Consider the following 15,545-nt stretch of genomic DNA (forward strand, 5'->3'; position numbering starts at 1 on the left):
GAAAACGAGGCATGGAGTGTCAGAATTGATGAACACAACAAAGTATGATGTCGCCATCGTTGGCGGTGGACACAATGGATTGGTTGCGGCTTGCTACTTGGCACAGGCTGGCAAGTCCGTGGTGATCTTAGAACGCAATGCCGAATTCGGTGGGGCAACACGCTCCAAAGAGGTCTTTGCCGGGCGAGACGCCAAACTCTCGGTTTACTCTTATCTCGTCAGCCTGCTGCCGCAAAAAATCATTGATGATCTGGGACTGAAGCTAAATCTGCGAACGCGCAAAACAGCGTCCTGGACTCCGTCATTTCAGGATGGCCAGTTTCGCGAACTGCTCATTCGCAACGGGGATCGGGCTGCCAATCGCCAGGCGTTTCTCGATCTCACGGGCGACGAGAACGATTACCGTGGCTACTCGAAACTGCAAGAGATGCAGCGGCAAGTGGCAAGCGTGATCTGGCCTAGCTTGACTGAACCGATGATCACACGCCAAGAGATGCGGTCGCGTTTAGGCGACGCGGGATCGGCCGCCTGGCAGGCACTGATCGAAGAACCACTTGGCGACATTATCGAACAATTGATCCGTGACGATCTGATTCGCGGCATGGTGTTCACCGATGCCAGAATCGGGGTCTCGACGTTCCCTGATGATCCATCTTTGCTGCAGAACCGCTGTTTTCTGTACCACATCATCGGGCAGGGAACGGGCGAATGGAAAGTCCCCGTGGGCGGCATGGGAACGCTACTGAACCAATTGCTTGGCGTGGCGCTGGACAGCCGTCAGGTCACGTTTGTCAAACATGCCAACGTCACCCATCTCGACTCCAGTGCCGATGGCTGCACGGTGACCTATGACAACGACGGCACTGCGATTGACATCGAATCTCAGATCGTACTCTGCAATGCCTCTGCAGATGAACTCGCCCGGATGACTGGCGATCCCAGTGCGGCCAAAGCCACCGAAGTCGAAGGCGCCGGCTTTAAGATCAACTTGCTGCTGAAGCGACTGCCGCAACTGCGTTCTAGCCAGTGCAGGGCAGAGGAGGCCTTTGCCGGAACCGTCCACATTGACGAAGGCTACCAGCAGATGATCACCAGTTACCAGCAGAGCATGGCGGGCCAGATCCCCCAGAAGCCGCCCGGCGAAATCTACTGTCACACACTGACCGACAATTCGATCCTGTCCGATGAATTGAACCAGCAAGGCTTCCACACGATCACCTTGTTCGGCTTAGACCTTCCCTATCGGCTGTTTACAGAAAACAACGACCAGGCGAAGCAACAGGTTGTCGATCGTTACCTCGCAGGGATCAACCAGTTCCTTGCCGAACCCATTGAGGACTGCTTGGCGACCGATGCTGATGGCAACGTTTGCTTGGAAACCATGAGCGCCCGAGACCTCGAACAGATCATCCACCTGCCAAAGGGCAATATCTTTCATGGCGACCTCACGTGGCCATTTGCCGAAACGGATGACGAAGCAGGGCAGTGGGGCGTGGAAACAAGTCTGCCCAACGTCTTACTCTGCGGTTCGGCTGCCAAACGCGGTGGTGCCGTCAGCGGAATCCCAGGTCATAACGCAGCCATGAAGGCGCTAGAGCAACTGCCCTGACTCAGTTCACGTCCCCTTTCCCAGCAGTCTTGGCTTGAAAGTCACTCTTCGATGTCCGGCGGCGGGACGGGGACGCCTGCAGCGCCAGGGGTAAACAGCAAGGATGCCTCGACACGTTTCACAGTCACTGGATCAATCGCACGCAGCGCTTCGATCCGTTGTTTGGCAACTGGGCCCGGACAGGCTTTAAGATACTGAATCACCGCTGGTTTCAGCAAAGGTGTTTGAGCGGTCGATCTCTTGAACAATTCGACCATGCGATCAACATGCGACCAATCTTGCCAACGTGCTAAATCAGAAATCACCAAGTCCGCAGCCTCTGGATAGCGAAGCATTCGCGACAGAGCCGCCGCCAGGCGTGGACGAGGAATCACATGAAGATCCGTCCCATGAACTCGCAGGGCCTGGACCGCAGCAAAACCGTCTGAAGACATGGCCGATTCCCCAGAGAGGAACTCTCGTTCCACTCGCCCCAGCGCCGCTTCCCCGCCCAAACACAAATAACAGGAGATCGCCGCATCCAGGCCCACTTGATAGCTGGGATCAAGGCCACGTCTGGCAAGCGCCTGATCAAAAAGCTGTGCGTCCTGATCGTTGCCACATTGACTGAGCAAACTCCAGCAAAGCCTGCGGTGATGAAGCGGCACATCCGGGTTGCGAAGGCTAGCGATCACCCATTGGCGATCCATCTGGTCACTCAGCCCAGCGATCGACTCCAGCGATGCGTCAGCAAACTCGTTGTAGGCATCGCGGGCGATCAATTCTTCGGAATGCTTGAGGTAGGGCAAGAAGTACTCCAACCGCTTCACACCCGCTTCGGGCAACCGCTTCAGTCCAGTCAAGTAAGCTTGGCCAGCAGCACTGATCACCAAGGGTTGATCCCATTGAATCTGCTGGTCACCGAACCCCAGCAGCCAAACAATGTCACCGTTTCGAACCTCACCAGCATCGGACAGCTGATCTGCATCTGCTGGATCGCTCTCATCCTGCGGTGACGTGGCAGAGACACTGGCAGCTGGCAATCGCAGCACCTTCTGCGTGAACGATTCACCGCCTTTGACAACCGCCAGCACGCTCAACTGCAAATGACTGGAGCCGTCGGCCGCTTGATGAAGGCCTTGTGATTTTGCCAGCAATGCCACAGCAGCATCGTCAAAATCATCACTCAGTGTGCGAGGAACCGAGGTGCAAAACGGACAGGCGATCGCGACAGTGCTCCAGGCGATCAGCAATAGCTGCAGCAGAACGAATCGAAAACCATTGCGATTGAGCACTGGCCACAGGGCGTGATGCCTCGCGCGTTGTCGATTCCATTCACGAACGCCTGAAGTTGCCATCGATGAGTGGGACATGCCAAGCGACTTGCAATGGTGGTGACGCAGCGTCCGTAAAATCAACCAATCATCTTATTTACAATCATTGCAGAGTCCTCGCAAGAGAATCTCGGCGACGTCGCCGATTTTGTCACTCTCGCGCAGGCTGCCCGCAGTCAGTTTGACGTTGTCCAGGCAAGCAATCGTGCCACAGGTGGTGCACACAAAGTGTGGATGAGCTTGCCCGCCATCCTCACCGTGACGCACCTCCTCAAAGCGATACACATGGTCACCGAGTTCGGTTCGCCGCAGCAATCCGGCCTCCGTCATATCGTTCAGATTTCGAAACGCCGTCGCCTTATCCACGCCAAACTTCGCCAAGTGCTCGGCAACATCAGCATGCGTCATCGGCGCGGTGGCTTCTCGCAACAGCTGTAGCGTCGCGACACGCGCCGGCGTCGCCCTTAAACCGACATCACGAATCTCGTTTTGGATGGTTTCTACGGTCACCGATGATGCACTCTTTTTGACATTCAGAACAAGGACAACAACAGGCGAACATTGAGATCGTCGGAGCCAACGTCGCCTTTGCGTCTGGTTGACGCCCCGAATCTCATTCGGTTGACGTCCAAAAAAACAGTATAGAGCGGACAGAGCAAGGGTCAAGCCAACGAGTGCCCCGGTCGATCGGGACTCGCCAACAAAGAGTCATGCTCGCGTGGCGACAGTCAATCGCCTGCAACCATCAGCCCCCAGTGACGCTTACCGGCAGGTGTGACGAGCGGGGCTCCGCCACCTTACCGGGATTGCCTGAGCATCCAGCACGCGACAGTGTGCAAGGAGGACCGCGAGTTTTGCAAAACGATTGCATTTGCGGTTGCCGGTGAGACCACCTGCGGTTCTAATCACGAGCCGCAAATGCACTTCGTGTGCAACTACTTATTTTCGGCCGCCTGCTGACTGAGAGAGCATCGTGAGTGACTCAATTGAACTTCCCCACCTAGAAGTCACCGAGAGCACGCTTTCCTCGCCTTCGCCGTGGGGTGACCGCGTAGGAATCATCGCCTCCGTTGGCTGTGCGATTCATTGTGCAGCGATGCCGCTGGTCATCGCTTGGCTCCCTGCGCTGGGACTGAGCTTTCTGGCCGAGGAAGGCTTTCACCAATGGATGGCCGTGCTTTGTTTCGGAATCGCCTTGGCGGCGTTCGTCCCGGGCTGGCGATTGCACCGGCGTCTCCTCCCGGCCGCCATCGGTAGCGCTGGACTGGTCTTGATCACCGGCGCAGCGTTTGGCTTGGAAGGCGACTGCTGTGCGAGGTGCGGGGATGCTCACACGGTGGCCGCCGCCCCGGCAATTGAAGCCGCCTGCACGGAGGAGTGCTGTGCCTTCAGCGCTGCCGAACAGAACGCTGCCGAACAGAACGCTGAGGAAGCGGATGACGCAGCAGCCGGGAAATCGGATTCGGCCCCCATCGCGATGGCCGGCTTTGCTCCGGCAGCCGATTCAGCCTTCTTATCAACCCTCACGCCCTGGCTGACACCGATCGGCGGCCTGCTATTGGTTTCTGCTCACCTGCTGAATCGTCGTTTTGGCTTCCGATGTGGTTGCTGCGAAACTGCTCGGGGCTAAATAAGCGTTGCTTGGGGCCGAATAAGCGTTGCGATGGATGGATCCAACGATCAACGACAGCAGCACCGGTGGGTTCGGCTATAATGGGTTTCCGCAAGGCTGGCCGCTGGTCACTCTGCGCGTCCCACCTGCCCTTCCCTGTCCAATCTCCTGCCGGAATGCCACTCCATCACGGCATTCAGTCGCCTGCCAGCTGATCGCAGATCACGCGTTGGCCGGTCATCAAGCTGGCTGGCAAAATTGAATGCCAGCCAAGACATGATCGTAAGGATGTTGGCGTGCGTTCCCTCTTTGCCAACCGTTATGCGATTCCCCCCTGTCTTCATTGCGTTCCACTTGCTGGCGATCGTTAGCGTCGATGTTCGTGGTGGCGAGATTGATTTCGCCAGTGAGATCCGCCCGCTGCTTTCGGATGCTTGCTACACCTGCCATGGGCCGGATCCCCAGGCCCGTGTGACTGACCTACGACTGGATGACCGTGCGGCGGCCGTTGGCTCGCAGGTCTTATCATCCGGTGAGATGCTCGATCGTTTGTTGACCGATGACCCCGAGCTACAGATGCCGCCCCCGGACTCTGGCAGTCGCTTTTCAAAAGCCGATCGCGTCAAGCTGGTCGAGTGGCTTAAAACGGGTGCGGCTTGGCCAGAAGATGATCGTCACTGGGCCTTTGTTCCTCCGGTCAGGCCGTCGCCTCCGGAGATCGAATCCGTCGAGCGCGTTCAGAATGAAGTGGATTCATTTGTGCTCGCTCGGCTTCAACAAGCCGAACTTAGTCCCTCTGTTCCGGCGGACAAAGCAACGATCCTGCGCCGCGTCACCTTTGATTTAACGGGACTTCCGCCAACCGTCGAGGAACTGGATGCCTTTCTTGCTGACGAATCAGACACGGCTTACGAGAAGGTGGTTGATCGCTTATTGGCATCGCAGCGATATGGTGAACACATGGCCCTGGATTGGCTGGAAGCTTCTCGATACGCGGACACCGACGGCTATCAAAACGATCGTTTGCGTTACATGTGGGTGTGGCGTGATTGGTTGATTTCCGCTTTGAACAACAACATGCCCTTTGATCAATTTGTCACCCAGCAGATGGCCGGTGACTTATTACCGGAGCGTGATTTTTTCACTCAGGTTGCCACAGGTTTCAATCGCAATCACCGAATCAATTCTGAAGGCGGTTCGATTCCCGATGAATGGATTGTGGAGTACGTCGCCGATCGAGTTGAAACAACAGGCACGATGTTCCTTGGTTTAACGATGACCTGTTCACGTTGCCATGATCACAAGTACGATCCGATCTCGCAACGTGACTTCTATCGCCTGTTCGCTTTTTTCAACAGCATTGCCGAAGCGGGCCTGGGCCCCAATAACGGCAACAGCCCTCCATTCATCCCCGTCCCCAAATCCTGGCCAAATCTATCGGCAGAAGAGTCAGCATTCGTTGAACCCGAACCGGTAAAGGTCAAGGTCCAGCAGGTTTCGGTGCCGCGTCCTCAACCCGGTTCGAAAGACACCGTGATGGTGCTGCACGAACTTGCCGAACCGCGTCCCACGTATCGTCTCAATCGTGGTCAGTACGACCAACCTGACGAGAGCGAAGTACTCAAACCGGCAACGCCCGAGGTGCTTGGCGGTTGGAATCAGGAGTGGCCCAGAAATCGCCTCGGGCTGGCGAACTGGTTAACCAGTCCAGACAATCCCTTGATGGCCCGCGTCACGGTCAACCGAATGTGGCAACACTATTTTGGCACCGGCTTAGTCAAAACGAGCGAGAACTTTGGCATCCAGGGACAGCGTCCATCGCACCCCAAATTACTCGATTGGCTGGCGACCGAATTCATTCGCAGTGGCTGGAACGTCAAGGCGATGCAGAAACGGATCGTGATGAGTGCCACGTATCAACAATCGTCGATCGCCAGCGAACAGCTCCAGCAGCTAGACCCTGACAATCGCCTCTTAGCACGCGGGCCGCGCCGCCGACTGTCTCCGTTTGCGATCCGCGATGCCGCGTTGTCTCACAGTGGTTTGCTGGTCGAGACCCTTGGTGGCCCCTCGGTGAAACCCTACATGCCGCCGGGGATCTGGAAAAGCATTTCCAACGCCAAGTATGCTCAAGACAAAGGCGACAAGCTGTATCGCCGCAGCATGTACACCTATTGGCGGCGCACCGTTCCACCGCCCACGATGATGGCCTTTAATGCCGCGGCCCGTGAGACCTGCACTGTCCGAAGCGACATGACGACGACACCTCTTCAAGCCTTAACGATGCTGAACAACGTCACCTTCGTTGAATCCGCTCGCTTTCTAGCACAGCGAATGTTAACCGAGCACCCAGCCGAAAACAGTGACGCAGCACAACAGCGAATCGCGTGGGCTTTTCGGTTAGCGACCAGTCGGCAACCGACGGATCGAGAGGTGAAGTTTCTGAGCGAAGATCTCGCTGCCTACTTGCAGGAGTTTGACAACGACCCTGCCGCGGCCAAGCAACTTCTTGGTATCGGTGAAAAACCATTTGATGCGACGCTGGACGTTGCCAGGCTGGCGGCCTACACCTTGGTCGCCAACACCCTATTGAATCTTGATGAGAGCATGAGCCAGAACTGATCTCTGGGGATCAACACATGAACACGATAAAAGAATTAGCCGCCCAGCGCAACCGTCGCGCATTCTTGCAAGGTAGCTCACTGGGGCTGGGTGCGATTGCATTGAACGAATTGAGTTCCTCGAGCGCGGCGACGCAACCGGCTTCAAGGATCGGGGGGCTGCCGCACTTCCCCGCCAAAGTGAAGCGAGTGATTTACTTGTTTCAGTCAGGTGGTCCTTCGCAGTTAGATTTGTTTGACCACAAACCAGATTTGGCCAAGCGATTTGGTGAAGAGGTCCCCACCTCGGTTTACCCGGCCGAACGCAAGACGACCATGACGGCGGGGCAAAAGTCATTCCCCGTTGCTCCCAGCTCACTCAAGTTTGCACAGCGTGGCGAGTGTGGCTTATGGATGAGTGAACCACAAAAACACCTGGCTGAAGTTGCCGATGAGTTATGTGTCATCAAAAGCATGTACACCGAGGCGATCAACCATGACCCCGCGGCAACCTTGTTCCAAACGGGTTCGGTGATTGCTGGACGCCCGAGCATGGGTGCCTGGATCAGTTATGGACTGGGTAGCGAGAACGCCAACCTGCCCGCCTTTGTGGCGCTGACATCGAACGGATCCGCCAAAGCTGGCCAACCGCTGTATGATCGGCTTTGGGGCGCTGGATTCCTGCCAGGACGCTTTCAAGGTGTCAAGTTTCGCGGCCAAGGCGATCCCATTTTGGATCTGTACAACCCCGCCGGAATGACTCGAGAGCAGCGCCGCCGCACACTTGATTCGCTGCAGCGTCTCAATGGTGACCAGGCCGATCGCTTCAACGATCCGGCAATCGCCACACGAATCGCGCAGTATGAGCTCGCGTTCCGGATGCAAATGAGCGTTCCTGAGTTGATTGATGTCAACAACGAACCCAAGCATGTCCTGGACATGTATGGGCCTCAAGCGACGCAAGTTGGCAAGTACGCCTACAACTGCTTGCTCGCCAGACGTCTTGCCCAGCGCGGCGTGCGGTTCATTCAGCTATACCATCGCGGCTGGGACGCACATGGAAATGCCCCCAAGGAAGTTGCCGCTCAGTGCCGAGACACCGATCAGGCGACCGCTGCGCTGATCAAGGACTTGAAACAACAAGGCATGCTGGATGAAACCTTGATTGTCTGGGGGGGGGAATTTGGACGAACCGTTTATTGCCAAGGCAAACTGACGCCTGAAAAGTATGGCCGCGACCACCATCCCAACTGCTTCACCTATTGGCTCGCTGGCGGAGGTGTGAAACCTGGGTTCAGCTATGGAGCAACCGACGACTACAGCGTGAATGTCGTGGAAAAGCCCGTGCATGTGCATGACCTGCAAGCGACCATCCTGCGTCAACTGGGAATCAACCACGAGAAGCTAACCTTCCGATTCCAAGGCCGCCACTATCGCTTGACCGACGTGCATGGCAATGTCATCAACGAGATTCTGTCTTAAGATTAATTTAATTGATCAGCAGAAAAATCTGGCAATGGATCTTGACGCGTTTCGGTGACGCGGCTCTATTGACCTGCAGACGTAAGAGACGTCACGGCATCGTTCGAATGCTTGGTAATGAATTGCATTGCAACCACACAAGCGTGTGAGCAAGCAATCAATGCTAGCAATCGCTTTTCCAAACACGCTGCCACCCTGGATTCAATTTGCAAATCGAATTGATGAAGTGAACCTTCAGCGGGCCAAGCCTGCGGTCTTGCTCGGTTTGACACTGTGATCACAGTGAGCGAACCCGTCGCCATGATGGTGACGACTTTTCAGCAAGACAGCGCAGAGCTTTCAATCAGAATCGGCCAGCCATACCGTAGCAGGCTGCTACGGGGATCACGACGATCCAACCTTCGCCACACCATTGGGATCGCGTTCATCGACGATCGCCAGCTGGAGTTGTCACGTTTTCGTGCTGCGCACCGGCTGAACGGCTTGGTCATTGCTTGACCACCCTTGGGGCGTTCGATCCGAGCACAGGTTGTGCCTCGGTTTCCAGCGTTTCCTTCTGCCTGAATGGTCTTGTCGCCAGCGAGTGACACGATCGATGGCAGGAGATTTTCCTCAACCGAACCTGCATTGAGTCCTTGGACTTGATGCCTGCCCAGGAGATTGCCATGCCTGTTTTAGACAACACCGTCCAAGCCGTTCTCGGTCAACCGATGAGCATTGGTGCCTTTCACCAAGCGGTCGAACAGCTCAGCCCCAAGCGGCTGCGCAAAGTGCTGTCCAGGGTCGTCCCCCTGAACGATCAAGATGACGCCGGAGTGACCGCTTTGATGCGAGCGGTTCGCAGTGGCAACGTTGACAAGATTCGCTTGTTGCTAGCTTGTGGTGCGGACCCGGAACTGACGGACCATCTTGATCGCACCGCCCTTGACTGGGCGGTCAGTCGCGACTTCATCCCTGGGATTGAACTGTTACTGAATTACGGTGTCGATCGCGGTTATCATCCAAAGTACCCGCGTCGACCGATGGACGCTGACTTACCAGTGTTTGAACCCGGCCCCGAAGCATGGGGCGAAGAGATGCTGCCGCAAACCATCGGGCGAGCACTGCTGGACATCTCGATCCGCAAACTTGCCGCTCAAGAAGATCCGTTTCGCCCCATCCCCGCGATCGGCATGGTGCGCAGTCTGGCGGCTTTGCAATTGTTTCTTGATGAAGGAGACCCGCTGACCGATGCGCCTCTCTTCGCGCGTTGCAAGTACCTCGGCCTCGAAGCCAATGGGGAGATCCACTGCAGCCGGGACGAGTACCTGGAGTCAGGGGCCCGCGTGTTTGGAAAGACCAATGGCGAAGTCATCAAGAACCCGTTCTACACCGACATGGTGCACTCCGCAGCAAGCGCTACAACCGCACGTTTTCATTTTGAATCCTGGCTGGAGGACTGCCTGCCCGAAGGCACACCCATCTGGAGCAATGACCGAGTGGGGATTTCATTGACGCGATTGGCCAATGGCAACTGGGTGCAGATCGGCGGCCAGTACGACGACGCGCCAGAATACGATTACTGTGTCTACAACGATGTGATTGAATACGACGGCCGAGGCGAGTTCACGATCTATGGTTACCCCAAAGACGTGTTCCCACCAACCGACCATCACAGCGCCACGCTCATCAACGACCATCTCTATGTCATTGGCGGGCTAGGGGATTTTATTGACGACGATCTTCAGCAGACAAACGTGTACCGCTGGAACATTCAGAGCAAACAGTTTGAACAGGTGGTGACACAAGGACAATCGCCCCAGCAACTGTTCAAACATACCGCATCCTACGATCCACATCGTCAAGCCATCATCATCAGCGGTGGTAAACGCCACACCGACGTCTCCAAGCCCGCAGAGTGCAACGAAGAACTGTTTGTCCTGGATCTACGCAACAACACCTGGTCCGAGGTCAAAGTGTAGCCTCAGCCCAACCACCGAACGCGAGCCGTGTGTTGCACCTCGTCCCACGAGACCAACACATCGGCCGCTGGGGCTACTTGGTTGGGCGGAGGCGGATGTGGCGGTATTCAATTTGGCCGCGATCGCCTTCTAATCCGATCCGGCCAGTGGCGGGGATCTGGAAATCGGTTTCGATGACTTCGCCGTTGCAGGTGCAACTGGCCTGAGTGCCATGGACCTTGACGACCAACTCGTTCCATTGTCCGGGCTTATAGGCCTTCAAATCCTTGTACGGTCCCGCCAACCAATAGTCGCGACATTGCAATTGCTTGCCTCGCAAAAAGACGCCGCTGTCGGCAGCCGGTGTGGCGCGAAATTCCAAGACCAATTCGAAATCATCATTGAACTCACGCTGCGTCCAGAGCTGCTGGATCTTCCTGCCTTCCGGTGGCGTGGTGACAACCAATCGTCCAGCAATCGCTGCATAACGACCCTTGGGTGTCACTGTTTTTCCGTCGAACCATTGCTCCTTTTCAACCAGCGGCCAGGTCACTCGGCCGTTGGTCTTGGGAATCCAACGAGCGCGACCTTGACGCATCTGTTCGGTCGTCGGCAGGAATCCCCAACCCGTCAAATCATGACCATTGAAAAGCACGGTCGCGTTGTCTTCGTATTCAAATGGTTCCGCTTTAGTTTCGATCAATCCCAGCGTAGCAAAGATCGGCACCAAGGCTGCTTTCCACTTTGCATATCCCGCTGCGTTAGGATGCAGCAAGTCAGGGAACTCTTCCTTTTTCGCATCCCCACTGGCGTCGGCAAACAGCGTCCAAGTATCCAGAACCGTGATCTGTGCATCACCGCGAGCCAGATCACCGAACAGCTGGTTCACCTGATTGATTTTATCTGCCGGCCGTTTCTTGCTGGCATGACTTGGAAAGACGTGGCACAACACGATTGGCATTTCAGCATCGTGTTTCTTCAGTGCCGCCAGGATGTCCTTCACGTTCGCTGCGATCTGTTCCGGGGTTGCATTTTCCTCCAGATCGTTTGTTCCCATCAGCATCACCACAGCCTTGGGATCAAGGTCCAGCACATCTTCTTGCAATCGGTACAGCATGCCGCGCGTGGTGTCGCCGCTGATGCCTCGATTGGCAACATTCAGGTCACCAAAATCGCCGCGAAAGTTATCTTGCCAACCCTGAGTGATCGAATCCCCCAAGAAAACCACCGCGTTCTTGCTGGCAGCTTTGTTGGCTGCAAATGTGCTGCGGCGATTCTTCCAGACATTCTTGAACCAGCCATAGCGACGCATAGGCCCGACGCCTGGTAAGTCCGCGTCAGCGGGTATCGGAAACGCAACTTGTTTCTGAACATCATCAGCCTGCACCGCAGGCACAGACACACCCAAACAAGCTGATCCAGCAGTCAGCAAAATCAAGCAACGAAACAGGTTTGGCAGGGCAGCAATCATGACAGGAAGACTCGACCAGAAGTGAATGGGAAATCGCAGCAGGGCACCAGTTTAGTCGAAGGCCACGCGGGCAGGTGGATGCTTAGACCCATTCCTGCTTGGTGGGTTTAACGACGACCTCAGGAACGTTCGCACGAGGTGGCAACTCACAGATCGTTTTCACGACCGCAGCGATGTCTTCTGGCTGCAGGATGCTGTCTTTGTGCTCTTGCGAAACGGGACTGGGACGATTGTCCAAAATCGGCGTATTGACTTCGCCGGGGTAAACATTGGTGATTCGCACGCCTTCGTCCCGGACTTCGTTGCTGATCGCGGTTCCCAGTGCTGTCATGGCAAACTTACTGGCACAGTAGACCACGCCACCAAGCGTGATGGCGCGTTTGCCAGCGACACTGGAGATATTGACCACCAAACCATCGCCGCGTTGACGCATCGCGGGCAACACTTGATGAATGCAGCGATAAGCACCGGTGGCATTGATACGCATCACACGATCCCAGTCTTCTGGGTCCATGTCAGCCATCCGGCGGTTGACGATATTGATGCCAGCACTGTTAACCAGGATATCAGGCTCACCCACTTCACCTTTGACAGCAGCAAAGAATGCATCAATGCTCGCGTCATCGGCGACATCCAAGGCATGGCAATAAATCGCGTGCTGCGACTCGATCGATTGGGCAAACTCCTGCAAGACCTCCAAACGCCGACCACCGATGGCGACACGACAACCAGCCAGTGCCAAAGCTTTTGCGACTCCCGCGCCGATCCCTGTGCCTCCGCCAGTGATGGCAACCACTTTATTTTCTAATACGCTCACAATGATTTCCTAACGAGTTTTTCGATTGATTGGACTGTGGTCAAGATTCGCTGCCGTCTCTGCGGACACAACATTGGCGCTGGAACGCCGTGATGGACGCAGAGCCAAGTGACTGACAGGTGCGGGCCGGATCGCTGAACCAGCACGCGCGTCGACGACAGTGACCTGAAATCGCATTGTGATGCATGAACAGTCGCCATGAAACCACCCAACAGCCCGCCAACTGTTTGGGGGCCATGATCAGGCAATCATCAGACTTTGGCGACTGCACGCCAAGCCGAGCAGAGAAAACCAAGAATGATCCAAAGCTGGGGAACTGCTCTGGCCTTTAGGCATCAAAGGCCCCTCATGAAGCTGAAAGGCTTTAGCGAAACGTGATCGCGTTTCCGTGAAGAACAGATCTGCCCCACGTGTTCTAACGGTTGCGCGGTCTTTTTTATGCGCTGACGATGCATTCGAGAATTGGCTTGAACAGTCCATGGCGGAAAACTGGCCCGGTTGCCAAGTCCCATCCCCGCCGGACACAGCCCCGCCGGACATCCACATTTGTTACCGGGAATTGACCGACAAGAAAGGTTAGCGCATCGCAACCGCACAAACCGGGTCAAGACGTTGAATCACTTGCAGGCGCCGTTTTGGCGGCACCTGTGTCACTGATGATGGCCGTGCAGATCACGGCGATGGTTGCCGCATAGATCAAGTGCTGAGACAACAGTGCGACAATCAAGCACCAAACCCAAACCAACGCCACGCCCCATTGGCGCGCTGTATTCCACTGGGTTGGCGCACGTTGCCAGGCCAGAAAAATCCCCAGCGGCAAAGCGATCACCAAAAACATCGTCGTGGATTCGTACACCCAGGGGACCTCGAACCAAGTCCCTCGCACAGAAATCAAGCGATCTTCAGCGGGGGCGTTCAGAACATAAGCCCCCGTCCCATCCCACCAACAGCGACCAGCCAACATCGTCGCCGTTGTCATCACAGCGATCAAGGTTACCTGACACGACAGCAAGCGGCGCGACAATGTGTTTCTCCAGTGCAGCGCAATGAAACGCTTGGAAGCATCCAGCGGGGCCACCGGAGCAATCGCGATCGCGGCCAGCGAAACACTTAAAATCGGCTCCGCAATGCTCGACAGGATCGAGATCCGATTAGCCCAGCCAACAAACCAGATCCAGAGCAGCAACGGCGCCACAGAATTCATCAGCCGCAGCACGCGTCCGCGAGGCAGTTTTTCCGTTGGCACCTGCGACGAGGGAATCACCAACGCAACCCATCCCGCAAGCGCGATCCCAATCAACACATACAGCTGATAAACCCAGGTCGCTTCAGCCCATAACGTGCCCTGAAACAAACTGTCCCAAAGAAACAGAGGACTGATCAACCACCGCGCCTCTTCAGCAAACCCCGCGTCACGCAGGAAGCCAGATAAGTTGGTTGATGACGCTGGTCCGCCGTAGGAATACCACAACGACAAATCGCCCCAGGCGGAGGCGAAATAGACGGCGACAATGACCGCTAATCCTTGGCGAACGCGATCCAGTCCACCCGCTCTGGAGGGTTGGAACCAAAACCGAAACCATGCGTTGCCGGTCTGAGATGATTGAACGTGATCGGCCTGGCTCATTGCTCTGCCCCCGTTTCCGGGTCGGCGGACTTGATGCCCGGGTCGCCCGATGGTGGTTCGCCTGATGGTGGTTCGCCTGGGTCTGCCGCGCGAGCAAAGGTCGTTTGTGCACGGGGGCGAACAGCGACAAGATGCAACTGGTCCTCGCGTCGAGTCACACGTGCCAAATAGGCCACCGGCCTGGCGTCTTGCTCGACCGTCGTCAACTCCGTTGGCAATCGAACAATGCGGACCGCAGCCACGGTAGGGTCAAAGCGAATGAACGGACCAATCAGCGTTGCCGCCAACCCGCTACGCTCCGAATCACTGAGCAGAGACACCCAGCGCATCCAGCGGCTGTAACGATCATTGCCAGCCAATCCCGCCGGCCCCAACGGAGCAACGGTTTCCCATTCAACACCGGGCTCCAGTTTAAAATCACTGAGGGCTTGGCCTTCGCGAAGCCGTGCAACCTGCAGTCGATGCGGCTGATCTTGTGAGTTATTGTGGCCCAGAAACAGACGCCGCTGATCGGCATCAAAATGCGTCATCCGCGAATAGGGAATCGCCGCGTTCAGATAACGAGCCTGCATGTCCGACATGTCCACCGTGGCCGCATAGGAGAGAAACAGTGTGACGAAATGCAATGCCACCGCCGCCGAAATCATGCCGGCCCAGGTCGCTGAAACGCTGCGAACAGCGACGGCGTCTGGGGTTTCAGCGGACGCCGACTGGCTCTCCGACTCATCCGGACCAGCATTGGAAACAGAGACCTCTTGTGAGACTTCTGCAGGCAATTCAGAACGGGGGATCTCACTCATGCTGACCGACGGGTTGGGGACGAAAAACGCCTCGTACAAAGCATTTTGCAGACGCGAAGCCAACGAAGCTTCGCCAAACATCCTAGTCGCCCCAGTTAGAACCACCAGATCCAATTGCCAAGGACTCGCCCTCAGCGACGGCGCGGGGCAGAATTTCGCCATTCATAAGGTGATTCGCAGCCTTCTCCGCCCTGACCGACTGCACACAGCACCACCGGCGAGTCTGTTCCACCGGGCCTGTTCCACCCAGTGTGTTCACTGGCCTAGCGGTCAT

At 56.2% G+C, this 15,545-nt stretch carries 11 protein-coding genes; 5 read left to right on the forward strand and 6 right to left on the reverse strand.

Annotated elements, in window-relative coordinates; all coding sequences use genetic code 11:
* Window positions 1-16 precede the first annotated feature (16 nt).
* A complete protein-coding gene (locus tag SV7mr_RS17680; RefSeq protein WP_419187544.1) occupies window positions 17-1,609 on the forward strand; it encodes a phytoene desaturase family protein in 1,593 nt (530 codons plus the stop codon).
* Window positions 1,610-1,650: 41 nt separating this feature from the next.
* Here the strand turns inward: SV7mr_RS17680 and SV7mr_RS17685 are convergent, their stop codons facing one another.
* Both SV7mr_RS17685 and SV7mr_RS17690 read right to left on the reverse strand, forming a co-directional pair.
* Entirely contained in the window at window positions 1,651-2,961 is a 1,311-nt protein-coding gene (locus SV7mr_RS17685) for a hypothetical protein (protein WP_145275165.1), read from the reverse strand.
* 54 nt (window positions 2,962-3,015) lie between these two features.
* Window positions 3,016-3,432, reverse strand: coding sequence for a Fur family transcriptional regulator (locus SV7mr_RS17690; RefSeq protein ID WP_419187545.1), 417 nt, complete (start codon window positions 3,430-3,432; stop codon window positions 3,016-3,018).
* Window positions 3,433-3,895: 463 nt separating this feature from the next.
* Between SV7mr_RS17690 and SV7mr_RS17695 the strand changes: the two genes are divergently transcribed.
* The 4 genes from SV7mr_RS17695 (at window position 3,896) to SV7mr_RS17710 (ending at window position 10,577) form a co-directional block, all read left to right on the forward strand.
* Entirely contained in the window at window positions 3,896-4,552 is a 657-nt protein-coding gene (locus SV7mr_RS17695; protein WP_419187546.1) for a MerC domain-containing protein, read from the forward strand.
* A gap of 303 nt (window positions 4,553-4,855) precedes the next feature.
* Complete coding sequence (locus SV7mr_RS17700; RefSeq protein WP_419187547.1) at window positions 4,856-7,156, forward strand: PSD1 and planctomycete cytochrome C domain-containing protein; 2,301 nt, start codon at window positions 4,856-4,858, stop codon at window positions 7,154-7,156.
* Between the two features lie 17 nt (window positions 7,157-7,173).
* Window positions 7,174-8,616: a DUF1501 domain-containing protein gene (locus SV7mr_RS17705; protein ID WP_145275177.1), complete on the forward strand. Its 1,443-nt coding sequence runs from the start codon at window positions 7,174-7,176 to the stop codon at window positions 8,614-8,616.
* 665 nt (window positions 8,617-9,281) lie between these two features.
* Window positions 9,282-10,577: a Kelch repeat-containing protein gene (locus SV7mr_RS17710; protein WP_419187548.1), complete on the forward strand. Its 1,296-nt coding sequence runs from the start codon at window positions 9,282-9,284 to the stop codon at window positions 10,575-10,577.
* Window positions 10,578-10,650: 73 nt separating this feature from the next.
* Here SV7mr_RS17710 and SV7mr_RS17715 read toward each other — a convergent pair whose 3' ends face one another.
* The 4 genes from SV7mr_RS17715 to SV7mr_RS17730 all read right to left on the reverse strand — a co-directional run bounded on the left by SV7mr_RS17715 (window position 10,651) and on the right by SV7mr_RS17730 (window position 15,352).
* Window positions 10,651-12,027 (reverse strand): GDSL-type esterase/lipase family protein, encoded by a 1,377-nt coding sequence (locus tag SV7mr_RS17715; protein ID WP_145275183.1) that lies wholly within the window; start codon window positions 12,025-12,027, stop codon window positions 10,651-10,653.
* An 82-nt stretch (window positions 12,028-12,109) separates the two neighbouring features.
* A complete protein-coding gene (locus SV7mr_RS17720) occupies window positions 12,110-12,844 on the reverse strand; it encodes an SDR family oxidoreductase (RefSeq protein WP_145275186.1) in 735 nt (244 codons plus the stop codon).
* A gap of 604 nt (window positions 12,845-13,448) precedes the next feature.
* On the reverse strand, window positions 13,449-14,471 hold the full coding sequence (locus tag SV7mr_RS17725) for a hypothetical protein (RefSeq protein WP_145275189.1): 1,023 nt from the start codon (window positions 14,469-14,471) through the stop codon (window positions 13,449-13,451).
* A complete protein-coding gene (locus tag SV7mr_RS17730) occupies window positions 14,468-15,352 on the reverse strand; it encodes a hypothetical protein (protein ID WP_145275192.1) in 885 nt (294 codons plus the stop codon). The genes SV7mr_RS17725 and SV7mr_RS17730 overlap by 4 nt, the downstream gene beginning before the upstream one ends.
* Between the last annotated feature and the right edge of the window lie 193 nt (window positions 15,353-15,545).

The sequence above is a fragment of the Stieleria bergensis genome (genome assembly GCA_007745635.1).
Taxonomy (GTDB): Bacteria; Planctomycetota; Planctomycetia; order Pirellulales; family Pirellulaceae; genus Stieleria; species Stieleria bergensis.